This window comes from Streptomyces sp. NPDC091280 (assembly GCF_044768565.1).
In the GTDB taxonomy this organism is placed as follows: domain Bacteria; phylum Actinomycetota; class Actinomycetes; order Streptomycetales; family Streptomycetaceae; genus Streptomyces.
Map to the genome: position 1 here is coordinate 245904 of NZ_JBIVUZ010000015.1, position 16498 is coordinate 262401.

At 70.6% G+C, this 16498-nt stretch carries 10 protein-coding genes; 9 read left to right on the forward strand and 1 reads right to left on the reverse strand.

Translation table 11 applies throughout. The features are described 5' to 3' along the window. Positions 1–38: 38 nt before the first annotated feature. The 9 genes from ACIQPR_RS39050 (at position 39) to ACIQPR_RS39090 (ending at position 14876) form a co-directional block, all read left to right on the forward strand. On the forward strand, positions 39–1508 hold the full coding sequence (locus ACIQPR_RS39050; RefSeq protein WP_403658774.1) for an aldehyde dehydrogenase family protein: 1470 nt from the start codon (positions 39–41) through the stop codon (positions 1506–1508). A gap of 20 nt (positions 1509–1528) precedes the next feature. After that, positions 1529–2617, forward strand: coding sequence for a glycine betaine/L-proline ABC transporter ATP-binding protein (locus ACIQPR_RS39055; protein ID WP_403658777.1), 1089 nt, complete (start codon positions 1529–1531; stop codon positions 2615–2617). Further along, positions 2617–4623 (forward strand): ABC transporter permease, encoded by a 2007-nt coding sequence (locus ACIQPR_RS39060; protein WP_403658780.1) that lies wholly within the window; start codon positions 2617–2619, stop codon positions 4621–4623. Before ACIQPR_RS39055 ends, ACIQPR_RS39060 begins: the two co-directional genes overlap by 1 nt. Positions 4624–4637: 14 nt before the next feature. After that, positions 4638–5615, forward strand: coding sequence for an ABC transporter substrate-binding protein (locus ACIQPR_RS39065; protein ID WP_403658783.1), 978 nt, complete (start codon positions 4638–4640; stop codon positions 5613–5615). Between the two features lie 216 nt (positions 5616–5831). Further along, positions 5832–8270 (forward strand): FAD-dependent oxidoreductase, encoded by a 2439-nt coding sequence (locus ACIQPR_RS39070; protein ID WP_403658786.1) that lies wholly within the window; start codon positions 5832–5834, stop codon positions 8268–8270. A 207-nt stretch (positions 8271–8477) separates the two neighbouring features. Then, positions 8478–9761: a serine hydroxymethyltransferase gene (glyA, locus tag ACIQPR_RS39075; protein ID WP_403658789.1), complete on the forward strand. Its 1284-nt coding sequence runs from the start codon at positions 8478–8480 to the stop codon at positions 9759–9761. Beyond that, entirely contained in the window at positions 9758–10990 is a 1233-nt protein-coding gene (locus tag ACIQPR_RS39080; RefSeq protein WP_403658792.1) for a sarcosine oxidase subunit beta family protein, read from the forward strand. Before glyA ends, ACIQPR_RS39080 begins: the two co-directional genes overlap by 4 nt. 12 nt (positions 10991–11002) lie before the next feature. Then, a complete protein-coding gene (locus ACIQPR_RS39085; protein WP_403658795.1) occupies positions 11003–14272 on the forward strand; it encodes a sarcosine oxidase subunit alpha family protein in 3270 nt (1089 codons plus the stop codon). Then, positions 14265–14876, forward strand: a complete 612-nt coding sequence (locus ACIQPR_RS39090) for a sarcosine oxidase subunit gamma (RefSeq protein ID WP_403658798.1) — start codon at positions 14265–14267, stop codon at positions 14874–14876. The genes ACIQPR_RS39085 and ACIQPR_RS39090 overlap by 8 nt, the downstream gene beginning before the upstream one ends. Positions 14877–14940: 64 nt before the next feature. Here ACIQPR_RS39090 and ACIQPR_RS39095 read toward each other — a convergent pair whose 3' ends face one another. Then, a complete protein-coding gene (locus tag ACIQPR_RS39095) occupies positions 14941–16401 on the reverse strand; it encodes an MFS transporter (protein WP_403658801.1) in 1461 nt (486 codons plus the stop codon). Positions 16402–16498: the final 97 nt, after the last annotated feature.

A 16498-nucleotide genomic window follows, 5' to 3' on the forward strand; every position in this document is an offset into this window, starting at 1 on the left:
CACAATGCGCAACGGAATTCGCTCGAAGGGCTCCACACGTGGCAGACCTGTATGTGGACGGAGAATGGCGCGACGCGGTGGCCGGCGGTCACCGCGAGATCCGCTGTCCCGCCGACGGCACACTGAGCGCGACCGTGTCCGAGGGAACGCGTTCCGACACCGAGGCCGCGATCGCCGCCGCCCGCCGTGCCTTCGACGAGGGCCCCTGGCCGCGCACTCCCGAGCGGGAACGCGCCGCCGTCCTCTCGCGCACCGCCGACATCCTTGAGCGCGACGCCAAGGAGTTCGCCCGCGCCGAGTCCCTGGACACCGGCAAGCGGCTGGTGGAGAGCGAGTACGACATCGCCGACGTCGTCTCCTGCTTCCGCTACTACGCCGGGATCGGCGGCACCGACGCCGGGCGGGTCATCGACACCGGACGCGACGACGCCGTCAGCCGGGTCGTCTACGAGCCGGTCGGCGTGTGCGGGCTCATCACCCCCTGGAACTACCCGCTGCTTCAAGCCAGTTGGAAGGTCGCTCCGGCGCTCCTGGCGGGCAACACGTTCGTCCTCAAGCCCAGCGAGCTGACCCCCTCCACCTCCATCCTGCTGATGAAGGCGCTGGCGGAGGCGGGACTGCCCGCCGGTGCCGCCAATCTCGTCCTGGGGGCCGGGCCCGAGGTCGGCGCGCCGCTCTCCGAGGACCCCGCCGTCGACCTGGTCTCCTTCACCGGGGGCCTGGAGACCGGCAAACGCATCATGGCCACCGCCGCCGCGACCGTGAAGAAGGTGGCGCTGGAGCTGGGCGGCAAGAACCCCAACGTCGTCTTCGCCGACGCCGACTTCGAGACGGCCGTGGACTTCGCGCTCACGGCCGTCTTCCTGCACTCCGGCCAAGTCTGCTCCGCCGGTGCCCGGTTGATCGTCGAGGACTCGCTGCACGACCGCTTCGTGGACGAACTCGTGCGCCGCGCGCGGCAGATCAGGCTCGGCGGGCCCTTCGACCCCGAGGCCGAGACCGGGGCACTGATCTCCGCGGGGCACCGCGACAAGGTCGAGGCGTATGTCGCGGCCGGGATCGCGGAGGGCGCCGTGCTGCGCTGCGGCGGCGAGCGGCCGACCGAACCCGCCCTCGCCCAGGGCCACTTCTACCCGCCGACCGTCCTCGACGGCTGCACGCAGGACATGCGGGTGGTGCACGAGGAGTCCTTCGGACCCGTGCTCACCGTCGAGCGCTTCACCGACGAGGACGACGCCGTACGCATCGCCAACGACACCGAGTACGGGCTCGCCGGCGCCGTCTGGACCCAGGACGCGGGCCGGGCCCAGCGGGTCGCCCGGCGGCTGCGGCACGGCACGGTGTGGATCAACGACTACCACCCCTATGTGCCGCAAGCGGAATGGGGTGGCTTCGGGCACTCGGGCGTGGGCCGGGAGCTGGGACCGACCGGCCTGGACGAGTACCGAGAGCCCAAGCACATCTGGCAGAACATCCAACCCCGGCCGCAGCACTGGTTCCGCGGCTGAACGCCGAAAAGAGGTCGATCGTGACCCCAGCACAGACCGAGGTGCCGCAGCGGCGCGGCACGCCCCAGGACTCGGGCCCCACCCCGGTCATCTCCGTGCGCAAGCTGTGGAAGGTGTTCGGGCCGAAGGCGGACCAGGTACCCGACTCAGAGGAACTGTGCGGGCTCACCCGACGCGAGCTGATGGACCGCACCGGCTGCACCGCCGCCGTACGCGATGTGAACTTCGAGGTCTCGCCCGGCGAGGTCTTCGTCGTCATGGGCCTGTCCGGCTCCGGGAAGTCCACCCTGGTGCGATGTCTGACCCGGCTGATCGAACCCACCGCCGGGGAGATCGTCTTCGAGGGCGAGGACATCCGGGACGCGGACGCCAAGCGGCTGCGCGAGCTGCGCCGCCGCAAGTTCTCCATGGTCTTCCAGCACTTCGGGCTGCTGCCGCACCGCCGGGTCGTCGACAACGTGTCGTTCGGCCTGGAGATCCGCGGCACGAGCAAGGCCGAGCGCACCCGACGGGCCCTGGAGGTCGTGGAGTTGGTGGGGCTGGCCGGATACGAGAACTCCTACCCCGACCAGCTCTCCGGCGGTATGCAGCAACGCGTGGGCCTGGCACGGGCGTTGGCGGGTGACCCGGACGTCCTCCTCTTCGACGAACCGTTCTCCGCGCTCGACCCGCTGATCCGCCGCGACATGCAGAACGAGGTCATCCGGCTGCACCACGAGGTCGGCAAGACCATGGTGTTCATCACCCACGACCTGTCCGAGGCCCTCAAGCTGGGCGACCGCATCCTCATCATGCGCGACGGCAAGATGGTGCAGTGCGGGACGGGCGACGAGCTCGTGGGCGCTCCCGCCGACGACTACGTGCGCGAGTTCGTGAAGGACGTACCGCGCGGTGACGTCCTGACCCTGCGCTGGATCATGCGGCCCGCCGTCGACGACGACCCCCTGGACGGACCGGAGTTGGGCCCGGACGTCGTGGTGCGCGAGGCCACGCGCGCGGTGCTCGCGGCCGACCGGCCGGTCAAGGTCGTGGAGAACGGCAAGCTCCTCGGCATCGTCGGCGACGAGGAGATCCTCGCGGTCGTCGCCGGTCGGGAAGGCGACGCGTGATGACCGTCGCCGTGGAGAAACCGGAGCCCGCGCAGCAAGTCGGCCGTTCCGAGCCGGACTTGAGGCGCCCGCGCCGCAGGATCACCCGCTCCATGATGGTGGGCGCGATCCTCGTCGTATGGCTGGTGCTGTTCGCCGTGCTGCGCGGGAAGCAGACGCTGACGCTCGCGGCGGCCGATCTCACCGGGCTGCACCGGTGGTTCAACGACCTCAACGACTCGGTCGGCGCCAACCGCAACTCCAACCCGCTCTTCCTCTACTTCTTCAACGAGATCCGGCTGGTCATCGACAACCTGGTGACCTTCGTGCAGGACCTGATCTCGCAGCCGAGCGGCGACCGGCCGGTGCCGCAGATCGGCTGGCTCGGGGTCGTCGGCATCGCCGGCTTCGTGTCCTGGGCCGTCGGCAACTGGCGGGTCGCGCTCCTCGCCGTGGCCGGCTTCGCCTTCTTCGGGCTCCAGGGCCTGTGGCAGGAGAGCATGGACACCCTGGCGCTCACCCTCTCCGCGGTCCTCGTGGCGCTGGTGTTCGCGATCCCGCTGGGGGTGTGGGCGGGGCTGTCGGACCGCTTCAACCGGATCATCACGCCCTTCCTCGACTTCATGCAGACGATGCCGACCTTCGTCTACCTCGCGCCGCTGACCCTGATCTTCCTCATCGGCCCGGCCTCCGCCGTGATCGCCACGGTCATCTACGCGGCCCCGCCCGCGATCCGCATCACCGCGCACGGCATCCGCAACGTCCCGGAGACGACCGTGGAGGCGGCCGACTCGATGGGCTCGACCCGCTGGCAGTCCCTGCTGAAGGTGCTGCTGCCGATGGCCAAGCGGACCGTGGTGATGGGCGTCAACCAGACCATCATGGCCGCCCTCGCCATGGTCACCATCGCCGCCCTGATCGACGCGCCCGGCCTCGGCAAGACCGTCATGCAGGCCCTCCAGTCGCTCGACGTCGGTACGGCCTTCAACGCGGGCCTCGCGATCGTCATCATGGCGATCGTCCTGGACCGGGTCACCACCGCCTCCAGCACCAGGGCGGAACAGGCCCGCAACTCCACCGGCCGCTTCCTCAAGTGGCGCCGCCCGCTGCTCGGTTCGGGCGCCGCGGCCGTCGTCGTACTGATCTATCTGTCGCACACCTACCTCTGGGCGGCGCAGTTCCCCGGCGACGGCACCACCGGCACCCACATCGCCGACGCGGCGGACAGCGTGACGACCTGGGCGCAGGACAACCTCTCCGGCGTCACCAACGCCTTCCGGGACGCGATCACCAACGGTCTGCTCAACCCGTTCCAGTCGCTGCTCACCGACTCCCCGTGGTGGCTGGTCGGCGCGGCCCTCGTCGGGATCGGCGTGGTGGTCGGCGGCTGGCGCTCCGGGGTCACGACCGCCGTCTGCGTGGGGCTGCTGGTGGGCACCGGAGTGTGGTCGGACGCGATGACGACACTGGCCTCGACCGTCGTGGCCACCGTGATCGTGATGGTGTTCGGCGTCGTGCTCGGCGTATGGATGGGGCGCAGCACGCTGGTGGACCGGCTGTTGCGGCCCACACTGGACGCGGCGCAGGTCATGCCGCCGTTCGTCTATCTGGTGCCGTTCCTGGCGCTGTTCGGCGCGACCCGCTTCACCGCGATCGTCGCCGCCGTCGTGTACGCCGTACCGGTCGCCATCAAGATTACCGCCGACGGAGTGCGGGACGTGCCCGAGACCACCGTCGAGGCGGCCACGGCCGCCGGGTGCAACACCTGGCAGATCATCACCAAGGTTCAACTGCCGATGGCACGCAGCGCCCTGACTCTCGCGACCAACCAGGGCCTGATCTACGTGCTGTCGATGGTTGTTGTGGGCGGCCTGGTGGGAGCCGGCGCCCTCGGCTACGACGTCGTGGCCGGCTTCTCGCAGAGCGAGCTGTACGGCAAGGGCCTGGCGGCGGGGCTGGCCATCGTACTGCTCGGAGTCATGTTCGACCGGATCACGCAGGCGGCGGCGCGCCGAACCAGCGCTTAAAGGAGCTCGACACCATGGCAAGACACTGGCGAACCGGCGCGGCCGGCCTGGCCGTTCTCGGCCTCACCCTGACCGCCTGCGGCGGCGCGAAGGTCGGCGACACGTCGTCCGGCTCCGGCTCCGGCAGCAGCTCGGGCAGCTCGGCCAAGTGCGGGACCTTCAACCTCGCGGTCAACCCGTGGGTGGGCTACGAGGCGGACGCGGCGGTCGTCGCGTACGTCGCCCAGCACCAACTCGGCTGTACGGTCAACAAGAAGGACCTGAAAGAGGAGATCGCCTGGCAGGGCTTCGGGACCGGCGAGGTCGACGCGGTCCTGGAGAACTGGGGCCACGACGACCTCAAGAAGAAGTACATCACCGGCCAGAAGACCGCCGTCGAGGCCGGCCAGACCGGCAACAAAGGCATCATCGGCTGGTACGTGCCGCCGTGGCTGGCCAAGGCGCACCCCGACATCCTGAACTACGAGAACCTCAACAAGTACGCGTCCAAGTTCAAGACCTCCGAGTCGGGCGGCAAGGGCCAACTCCTCGACGGCGACCCGTCGTACGTCACCAACGACGCCGCGCTGGTGAAGAACCTGAAGCTCGACTTCAAGGTGGTGTACGCGGGCAGCGAGACCGCCCTCATCCAGGCCTTCCGCACCGCCGAGAAGAACAAGCAGTGGGTCATCGGCTACTTCTACGAGCCGCAGTGGTTCCTCTCCGAGGTCGCGCTCAAGAAGGTCGCCCTGCCCGCGTACAAGGCGGGCTGCGACGCCGACGCGGCGAAGATCGCCTGCGACTACCCGGTCTACGACCTCGACAAGATCGTCAGCGCGAAGTTCGCCAAGTCGGGCAGCCCCGCCTACAACCTGGTGAAGAACTTCAACTGGACCAACGACGACCAGAACACCGTCGCCAAGTACATCGCCCAGGACAAGCTGTCCGACGACGCGGCGGCGAAGAAGTGGGTCGACGCCAACCAGTCCAAGGTGGACGCCTGGCTCAAGTAGCCGGAGCGGAAAGCCGGTTGTCCCTGCCCGGTGGGCGGTGCGCGCGGATGCGCACCGCCCACCGGGCATCGGCGTTTTCCGGCCGGTGATCAGGGGTGTCGCCCGGCGTCCCGGGCCTCTTGACACCCGCTCCTCGCGCCGGGCACATTGAGTTGCGCAACCTGAAGCATGTTGCGCAGACAGCAACCGGATTGCTTTCTAGCCGGAGGTGCGGCGATGGCGGGACCCCGAGTGGTCATCATCGGAGCGGGCGTCGTGGGGGCGGCGCTCGCGGACGAGATCTCCGCGCGAGGCTGGACCGAAGTGACCGTGGTCGACCAGGGCCCGCTGCCCGCCACCGGGGGGTCGTCCTCGCACGCGCCCGGACTGGTCTTCCAGACCAACTCCTCCAAGACCATGACCGAGTTGGCCCGCTACACCGTCGAGAAGTTCTGCTCCCTCGACGTCGACGGCAAGCCCTGCTTCCTCCAGGTCGGCGGCCTCGAAGTCGCCACCACCCCCGAGCGCGTCGCCGAACTCCACCGCCGCCACGGCTGGATCACCGCCTGGGGCATCGAGGCCCGCCTGCTCACCCCCGAGGAGTGCGTCGCACAGCACCCGCTCCTCAACGCGGACAAGGTCCTCGGCGGCCTCCTGGTCCCCACCGACGGCCTCGCCAAGGCCGTTCTCGCGGTGGAGGCCCAGATCCGCCGCGCCACCGGGCGCGGAGTGCGCTTCCTCGCCCGCCACGAGGTCCTGGACGTCCAGCGCGCCGACGGCCGCGTCACCGGCGTCCGCACCGACCAGGGCGAGATCCCCGCCGACATTGTCGTGTGCTGCGCCGGCATCTGGGGCCCGCGGATCGCCCGCATGGTCGGCATGAACCTCCCGCTGACCCCGCTCGGCCACCAGCTCGCCTGGACCGGCCCGGTCCCCGCCCTCGCCGGCCAGACCGAGGAGGCGGTCCGCCCGATCCTGCGCCACCAGGACGCCGACCTCTACTACCGCGACCGCTTCGACGCCATCGGCATCGGCTACTACGGCCACCGCCCGATGCCGATCTCCGCCGACGACATCCTCTCCGTCGACGAGGCCGACACCATGCCGTCCGTCCTCAAGTTCACCGAGGACGACTTCGCCGAGGCCTGGACGCAGACGCAGTCGCTCCTCCCCGCCACGAAGGACGCGAAGGTCGAGGAGGGCATCAACGGCCTCTTCTCCTTCACCACCGACAACTTCCCGCTCCTCGGCGAGTCCCCGGACGTCAAGGGCTTCTGGGTCGCCGAGGCCGTCTGGGTCACGCACTCGGCGGGCGTCGGCCGCGCCATGGCCGAGTGGCTGGTCGACGGCCACTGCTCGTCCTTCGACCTCCACGAGTGCGACGTCAACCGCTTCGAACCGCACCAACTCGCCCCGGAATACGTCCTGGCGCGCGACTGCCAGAACTTCGTCGAGGTCTACGACATCCTCCACCCGCTCCAGCCGTCCGGGAAGCCGCGCCCGATCCGCACCAGCCCCTTCCACACCCGCCAGCGGGAACACGGCGCGTTCTTCCTGGAGGCCAACGGCTGGGAACGCCCGCAGTGGTACGAGGCCAACGCGGGCCTGGTGGAAGGCCGTTCGATCCCGACCCCGAACGACTGGGCCGCCCAGTACTGGTCGCCCATCGTCGGCGCCGAGGCCCAGGCCACCCGCGAGACCGTCGCGCTGTACGACATGACGGCCCTCAAACGCCTCGAAGTGACCGGCCCCGGCGCCGCCGACCTCCTGGAGGGCCTGGTCACCGGCAAGGTCGCCAAGTCGGTCGGCTCCGTGACGTACACCCTCCTGCTCGACGAGGACGGCGGCATCCGCAGCGACATCACCGTCGCCCGGCTGGCCCGCGACCGCTTCCAGGTGGGCGCCAACGGCAACCTCGACCTCGACTGGTTCACCCGCCACCTCCCCGCCGACGGCACGGTCCAGGTCCGCGACATCACCCCCGGCACCTGCTGCATCGGCCTGTGGGGACCGCTGGCCCGCAAGGTCCTCCAGCCCCTGACCGACGAGGACTTCACCAACGAGGGCCTCAAGTACTTCCGCGCCAAGCAGGCCTACATCGGCACGGTCCCCGTCACCGCCATGCGCCTGTCCTACGTCGGCGAACTCGGCTGGGAGCTGTACACCACCGCCGACCAGGGCCAGAAACTCTGGGACACCCTGTGGCAGGCGGCCAAGCCCCTCGGCGGTGTCATCGCGGGCCGCGGCGCCTTCAACAGCCTCCGCCTGGAGAAGGGCTACCGCTCCTTCGGCACCGACATGACCTACGAACACGACCCCTACGAGGCCGGCGTCGGCTTCGCCGTCAAGCTCGACAAGGGAGACTTCGTCGGCAAGGCGGCCCTGGAACGCCGAAAGGCCGACGTAAAAAGGCAGTTGACCTGCCTCACCATCGACGACCCCCGCTCGGTCGTCATGGGCAAGGAGCCGGTCTACGACGGCGAGCGCGCGGTCGGCTACGTCACCAGCGCGGCCTACGGCTACACGATCGGCAAGGGCATCGCCTACGCCTGGCTGCCGACCGAACTCACCACCCCCGGAACGACGTTGCACATCGGCTACTTCGACGAACGCGTCGAGGCGGTCGTCGCGGCGGAGCCCCTGTTCGACCCGACGATGTCCCGCCTCCGCGGGTAGGGCCTGTCCGGCGGATCATGCCGCAGACGCGGGGCGTGGCACGCACATCTGCCGCGTTGTCGTCACTCGCCGACGCTCCGCGTCGACTCCCTCCTCCGCCTTGCAGCTGCACGCACCACGCCCCGCTCACCGGCGTCGATCAGGCGCCCTGGTTTTCCTGCGACCTGCTCCGCCGGACAGGCCCAGCCGGAAGGACACGAACGCCGAATGAACGCGCTCAACACCCCCCTCGCCGAACTGGACCCCGAGGTCCACGCCGCGCTCCGCGCCGAACTCCACCGCCAGCAGGACACGCTGGAGATGATCGCCTCCGAGAACTTCGCGCCCTCCGCCGTACTGGAGGCACAGGGCTCGGTCCTCACCAACAAGTACGCGGAGGGCTACCCCGGCCGCCGCTACTACGGCGGCTGCGAACACGTCGACGTCACCGAGCGGTTGGCGATCGAGCGGATCAAGTCGCTCTTCGGCGCGGGCTTCGCCAACGTCCAGCCGCACTCGGGGGCCCAGGCCAACACGGCCGTGTTCTTCGCCCTGTTGAAGCCCGGCGACACCGTCCTCGGCCTCGACCTCGCGCACGGCGGCCACCTCACCCACGGCATGCGCCTCAACTACAGCGGCAAGATGCTGAACGTGGTGCCCTACCACGTCTCCGAGACCGACAACCTGGTCGACATGGACGAGGTGGAGCGCCTCGCCAAGGAGCACCGCCCCAAGATGATCATCGCGGGCTGGTCGGCGTACCCACGGCAGCTGGACTTCGCGGAATTCCGGCGGATCGCCGACGAGGTGGGCGCGCTCCTGATGGTCGACATGGCGCACTTCGCGGGCCTGGTGGCGGCGGGCCTGCACCCCAGCCCCGTCCCGCACGCCCATGTGACCACGACGACCACCCACAAGACACTCGGCGGCCCGCGCGGCGGAGTCGTCCTCACCGACGACGCCGACCTCGCCAAGAAGATCAACTCGGCGGTGTTCCCCGGCATGCAGGGCGGCCCCCTGGAGCATGTCATCGCCGCGAAGGCGGTCTCCTTCAAGGTCGCGGCCTCACCCGAGTTCGCCGAACGCCAGGCCCGCACCCTCGCCGGCTCCCGCATCCTCGCCGAACGCCTCACCCGCGCCGACGTGGCCGCCGCCGGAGTGAAGGTCCTCACCGGCGGCACGGACGTCCACCTCGTCCTCGTCGACCTGCGCGACGCGGAACTGGACGGCAGGCAGGCCGAGGACCTCCTCCACGAGATCGGCATCACCGTCAACCGCAACGCCGTCCCCTTCGACCCGCGCCCGCCCATGGTCACGTCCGGGCTGCGCATCGGCACCCCGGCGCTGGCGACACGCGGCTTCACGGAGGAGGACTTCGCCGAGGTCTCCGACGTGATCGCGCTCGCCCTCCAACCCGCCCCGGACCTGGGCGCGTTGCGCGCCCGCACCGAGGCGCTGGCGGCCAAGCACCCGCTCTACCCGCACCTGTCCGAGGAGGCCGACCCCCGATGACCCCGCGCACCCCGGGCGCCGACCTCCCCGAACACCCCGACTGGCTCTGGCGCACCCCCGAGCCGAAACGCTCCTACGACGTGATCGTGGTCGGCGGCGGCGGCCACGGCCTGGCCACCGCCCACTACCTGGCGAAGAACCACGGCATCACGAACGTGGCGGTCCTGGAGAAGGGCTGGCTCGCGGGCGGCAACATGGCCCGCAACACAACGATCATCCGCTCCAACTACCTGTGGGACGAGAGCGCGGGCATCTACGAGCACGCGCTGAAGCTGTGGGAGGGACTGGAGGAGGAACTCGACTACCCGATCCTCTTCTCCCAGCGAGGAGTGCTGAACCTCGCCCACAGCCTTCAGGACGTCCGCGACAGCGTGCGCCGGGTCGAGGCGAACAGGCTCAACGGCGTGGACGCCGAATGGCTGGACGAACGGCAGGTCAAGGAGGTCTGCCCGATCGTCAACACCGCACCGGACGTGCGCTATCCGGTCCTGGGCGGCACCTACCAGCCGCGCGCGGGCATCGCCAAGCACGACCACGTCGCCTGGGGCCTGGCCCGCTCGGCGGACGCCGCGGGCATCGACATCATCCAGAGCTGCGAAGTCACCGGACTCGACATCGAGGCCGGCCGGGTGGTCGGCGTCCAGACCACCCTCGGCCCGATCGCGGCGGGCAAGGTGGCCCTCTGCTCGGCCGGCCACAGCTCCGTCCTCGCGGCCATGGCGGGCATCCAACTCCCGCTCCAGAGCCACCCGTTGCAGGCGCTGGTGTCCGAGCTGCTGGAACCGGTCCACCCCACGGTCGTCATGTCCAACGCGGTCCACGTGTACGTCAGCCAGGCCCACAAGGGCGAGTTGGTGATGGGCGCGGGCATCGACTCGTACAACTCGTACACGCAACGCGGCGCGTTCCACATCATCGAGGAGCAGATGGCGGCGGCGCTGGAGCTGTTCCCGGTCTTCGCGCGGGCCCACGTCCTGCGCACCTGGGGCGGCATCGTCGACGTCACCCCCGACGCCTCACCCATCGTGGGCCTCACCCCGGTCGACAACCTCTACCTGAACTGCGGTTGGGGAACGGGCGGTTTCAAGGCCACCCCCGGTGTCGGCTGGGTCTACGCCCACACCATCGCCCACGACACCCCCCACCCCCTCAACGCCCCCTTCTCGCTCGACCGTTTCACCACCGGCGCGCTCGTCGACGAGCACGGTGCCGCCGCGGTGGCCCACTAGGGAGCCCGAACCATGCTGCTGATCCCCTGCCCCTGGTGCGGGCCCCGCGACGAAGCCGAGTTCCACTACGGCGGCCAGGCCCACGTGGCCTACCCGGAGAACCCGGCCGACCTGACCGACGAGGAATGGGCGCGCTACCTCTTCTTCCGCGCCAACCCGAAGGGCCCGTTCGCGGAACGCTGGAGCCACGCGGCGGGCTGCCGCCGCTGGTTCAACGCGGTACGGGACACCTCGACGAACGAGATCCTGACGGTGTACCGCGCGGGGGAGCCGCGACCGGAGGCCGGTGATTTCGGGACCGCCTTTCAGAGCGGGCCCGCACCATCAGCCCGTCCGGCGTTCGAGGACGAGGCCCCTTCAGGGCCGACGGGGGTCCAGGGGGCGCAGTCCCCTGGGAACGGGGTCGAAGGGGCAGCGCCCCTGGAGGACGGGACGGGCAGGGGCGGCGGGGGCGACACTCCTCCGTTCCGCCACCCCACCCGCGGCCGGATCCATCGAGACACCCCCCTCACCTTCACCTTCGACGGAACCGAATACACGGGCCACCAAGGCGACACCCTCGCCTCCGCCCTCCTCGCCAACGGCGTCGTCCAGACCGGCACCAGCATCAAACTCGGCCGCCCCCGAGGCATCTTCAGCGCCGGCGTCGAAGAACCGAACGCCGTCATCCAGATCGAGGCCCCGTTCCCCGAGCCGATGCTCCCGGCCACGACCGTCGAGCTCTACGACGGCCTGGTGGCGAGCAGCCTCCCGGGCCAGGGCCGCCTCGCCACCGAACCGGACCCGGCCCGCTACGACGCCGTCCACGCCCACTGCGACCTGCTCGTCGTGGGCGCGGGCCCGGCCGGCCTCGCGGCGGCTGCCGCCGCCGCCCGCAGCGGAGCCCGCGTCATCCTCGCCGACGACCGCCCCGAACTCGGCGGCAGCCTCCTGGACACAGCCCAACTCCAGGACTGGGTAGCGGAGTTGACCGAAGAACTGGCCACCGCCCCCGACGTGCGCGTACTGCCGCGCACCACCGTCTTCGGCTACTACGACGACAACCACCTCCTCGCCGTCGAACGCCGCACCAACCACCTCGGGGCCGCCGCCCCCGCGCACGTCTCCCGCGAACGCGTCTGGCGCATCCGGGCCCGCCGCGTCGTCCTCGCCACGGGCGCGCACGAACGCTCGCTGGCCTTCGCGGACAACGACCGCCCCGGCGTGATGCTCGCCGCCTCGGCCCGCGCCTACGTCAACCGGTTCGGCGTCCTCCCCGGCCGCCACGCCGTCGTCCTCACCACCAACGACAGCGCCTACGCGGCGGCCCTGGACCTGGCGGCGGCGGGTGTGCGGGTCGCCGCCGTCGTGGACACCCGCCCGGCCGTACCCGCCGAGTGGGCGCGCCGAGCCCGCGAGGCCGGCATCGAGGTGCTGGCCGGACACGCCGTCGTCACCACCGAGGGCACCCCGCGCCTCACCGCCGTGACGGTCGCCCCGTACGCCGAAACCACCGGCACGACACGGCACTTCGCGGCCGACCTGCTCCTGGTGTCCGGCGGCTGGAACCCCGTCGCCCACCTCTTCAGCCAGGCGGGCGGCAGGCTGCGCCACGACGACACCCTCGGCTCCTTCGTCCCCGACACCTGCCGGCAGGCCGTCGAGGTCGCGGGCAGCGCGAACGGTGTCCTAGACCTGGCCGGAGTCCTCGCGCAGGGCGCGGCCGCGGGCGCCCGCGCGGTCGAGGCCGAGGGCTACACCGCCGGGACACCGAACCTGCCCCGGCCGCCCGCCGAACCTCCCGCCACCCCCGCCATGCAGGTCTTCCTCGTCCCCTCCGCCGGCGACGCCCCCCGCTTCGTCGACCTCCAACGCGACGTCACCGTGGGCGACTTGGCCCGCGCCACCGCCGCAGGCCTCCACTCGGTCGAGCACACCAAGCGCTACACGACCGCGGGCACCGCCAACGACCAGGGCAAGACCTCCGGCATCCTGGCCGGCGGCGTGGTCGCCGAACTCCTCGGCGTGGACGTGTCGTCGCTCGGCACCACCACGTTCCGCCCGCCCTACACCCCCGTCTCCTTCGCCGCCCTCGCGGGCCGCGACCGGGGCCCGCTGCACGACCCGGTCCGCACGACCGCGCTGCACGACTGGCACGTCATGCAGGGCGCGCTGTTCGAGAACGTCGGCCAGTGGAAGCGTCCTTGGTACTACCCGCTGGACGGCGAGGACATGGAGAGCGCGGTGCTGCGCGAGTGCGCGGCGGCCCGCGAGGGCGTCGCGTTCATGGACGGCTCCACCCTCGGCAAGATCGACGTGCAGGGCCCGGACGCACCCGTCTTCCTCGACCGGCTCTACACCAACATGATGAGCAACCTGAAGGTCGGCATGATCCGTTACGGCGTCATGTGCCGCCCGGACGGCATGGTCTTCGACGACGGCACCGCCATCCGCCTCGCCCCGGACCGCTACCTGGTCACCACGACCACGGGCAACGCCGCCGCCGTACTGGACTGGATGGAGGAGTGGCACCAGACCGAGTGGCCCGAACTCCGCGTCCACTGCGCCTCGGTGACCGAACAGTGGGCCACCGTCGCCCTGGTCGGCCCCCGCTCCCGCGAGGTGCTCGGCTCGCTCGCGCCTCAACTGGCCGTCGCCAACGACGACTTCCCGTTCATGGCCTGGCGGGACACCACCGTCGCGGGCATCGCCGCCAGGGTGTGCCGGATCAGCTTCTCCGGTGAACTCGCCTACGAGATCAACGTGTCACCGTGGGAGGCACTCGCCCTGTGGGAGGCGCTGTACGAGGCCGGTGCCCCCTTCGGCATCACCCCGTACGGCACCGAGACCATGCACGTCCTGCGCGCCGAGAAGGGCTACCCGATCATCGGCCAGGACACCGACGGCACGGTGACTCCCCAGGATCTGGGCATGAGTTGGGCGGTGTCCAAGAAGAAGCCCGACTTCGTCGGGAAGCGCTCCTTCGCCCGCGCCGACGCCGTCCGCCCCGACCGCAAGCACCTGGTCGGCCTGCTCCCCGACGACCCGGCCGCCTTCCTCCCCGAGGGCACCCAGCTCGTCGCCGACAGCGTCCTGCCGGCCCCGCCCGTCCCGATGCTCGGCCATGTCACCTCCAGCTACCGCAGCGCCGCCCTCGGCCGCACCTTCGCCCTCGCCCTGATCAAGGGCGGCCGGGACCGCATCGGCGAACGCCTCTACGCCCCGGTCGGCGACCGGCTGATCCCGGTCACCGTCGCGAGCCCCGTCCTCTACGACCCCGAAGGAGCCCGCCGCGATGGCTGACACCGCCCTCTCCGTGCCGCGCCGCAGCCCCCTCGCGGGTGCCGCGGGCCGGCTGGCCGCCGCGACCCGTGCCTCCGGCGGCGCGGTCCGGCTGGCCGAACTGCCGTTCCTGGCCCAGGTGAACGTCCGCCTGGACGCGAAGGGCGCGGCGGCCGACGCCGTAGGACTCTCGCTCGGTCTGTCGCTGCCGCTGGAGCCGGACACCGTGGTGCGGGCCGGGGAGTCGGCCGTGCTGTGGCTCGGTCCGGACGAGTGGCTGGTGGTGGGGCCGCCGGACACGCAGCGGGAGCTGGAGGACCGGATCCGGGCGGCGGGCGGTGCCGAGCACGTGGCCGTCACCGATGTGTCCGCCCAGCGCACCACCCTGCTCGTCTCGGGCGCCCGGGCCCGTGATCTGCTCGCGCACGGCTGCGCCCTGGACCTGCATCCGCGTGCCTTCGGTCCCGGCCGCTGCGCCCAGACCACGCTGGCCCGCGCGCAGGTCGTGCTGGTCGCCCGGGACGAGGTCGCGGCCGGATTCTGGGTGCTGGTGCGTTCGTCCTTCGCCGGGTACCTGACGGACTGGCTGCTGGACGCGGCGGCCGAGTACGTGCACAACGACTGAACCGGCCGCAGCCCGAAGGCCGTTCGCCCGTCGCCGGGGGAACGGCCTTCGTGGTGGAGCGACTTCAGGCCGCCTGCCCGACCTCCGCCTCGTCGAGGCGCCTGCCCTTGGGGATCAGGGCGACGAGCAGCGCGCCCACGGCGACGCAACCGACCACCAGCCAGAGCCCGTTGGTGAATCCGGCGTCGAGGTAGAACTGGGTGCCCTTGAGGACCGCGCCGTGCTGGGCCATCACGACGAAGGCGATCTGGGAGACGACGATCTGGGCGACGCCCTGGCCGAGGGTCTGGACGCCGTTGGCGAGCGCCTGTTCCTCGGGGGTGACCACCTGGATGATCATGATGGGCACGATCGCCATCACGATGCCCGTGCCGAGGCCCGCGATCACGCCCATCTCGATGATCTGCGGGGCGCTGTGGTGCAGATGGGTGCCGATGCCGTAGCCAAGGACCGCGAGCGCGGCGCCGGTGCCCAGCAGGATGCGGGCGTCCACCCGGCGGGAGACCAGACCGGTGCCGACGGCCCCGATGATGATCATGGCGCTGATCGGGCTGGTGACGATGGCGTTGTGGGTGCCGGACCAGCCCAGGCCCTCGGAGATGGTGGGTATCTTCGGCATCAGGATCAGCAGCTGGATCACCACGCCCACGGCGCTGAGCGACCCGGCCGCGATGGACGTGGCCAGCAGGACCGTCCACACCGGGCGGCGGCGGGTCATGGAGAGCGGGAAGAGGGGTTCGGCGACCTTGCGCTCCACGAGGACGAACGCGATCAGCGCGAGCGCCGCCCCGACGACGTAGCCGATGAACTTGCCGCTGCCCCAGCCCCAGTGCGTGCCCTGGCCCACGGCATAGATGAGCGCCGTGACGCCGCCGCCGAGGAGCAGGCCGCCGGCCCAGTCCATCCGGCCGGCCGCCGCGCGGATCGGGCTCTCCGGCACGAAGGCCAGGACCAGCAGGAAGCTGACGGCGGTGCTGATGGCCATGAACCACAGGACACCGCGGAAGCCGTAGTCGTCGAGCAGCCAGCCGGACAGGAACGGGCCGCCGAAGGCGACGAGACCGACACCGCCGGCCAGGATGCCGCTGGCGAGTCCGACCCACTTGCGGGGGAAGATGTCGCGGGTGATGGCGTAGGCGAGCGGTGCGCTGGCGGCGTAGATGCCCGCGATGCCGCGGCCGATCAGCAGGGTGCGGTAGTCGGTGGCGACGGCGGCGATCAGGTCGCCGGTGAACCCGAGGCCGGTGGCGACGAGCAGCACGCGCTTCTTGCCGAAGATGGCCGCGGCCTTGACCGCGAAGGGCAGGAAGAACGTCCCGGTCAGCAGGGTCATCAGGGTGAACCACGCGATCTCCGTGGTCCTGAAGTGGATCGCGATGTCGGCCTGCGCGATGCCGGACAACGCGGCGATGAGCGCGACCAGTTGGACGGTCCACACGAGAGCGACGATCACGAGGACGTTGCGGGTCGTCGAGGGCGATCTCTCGTCGTCCCGTGGGGGAGTGAGCTGAGTCTGGGAGGACATCGGCGGCCTTCCGTAAGTGAGCGGAGCGGAGGTCCAGTGAGGCGATAAATTAGACCTAACGGTCGGTACAATCAATGGACCGCGCAGAAAAAAGAGA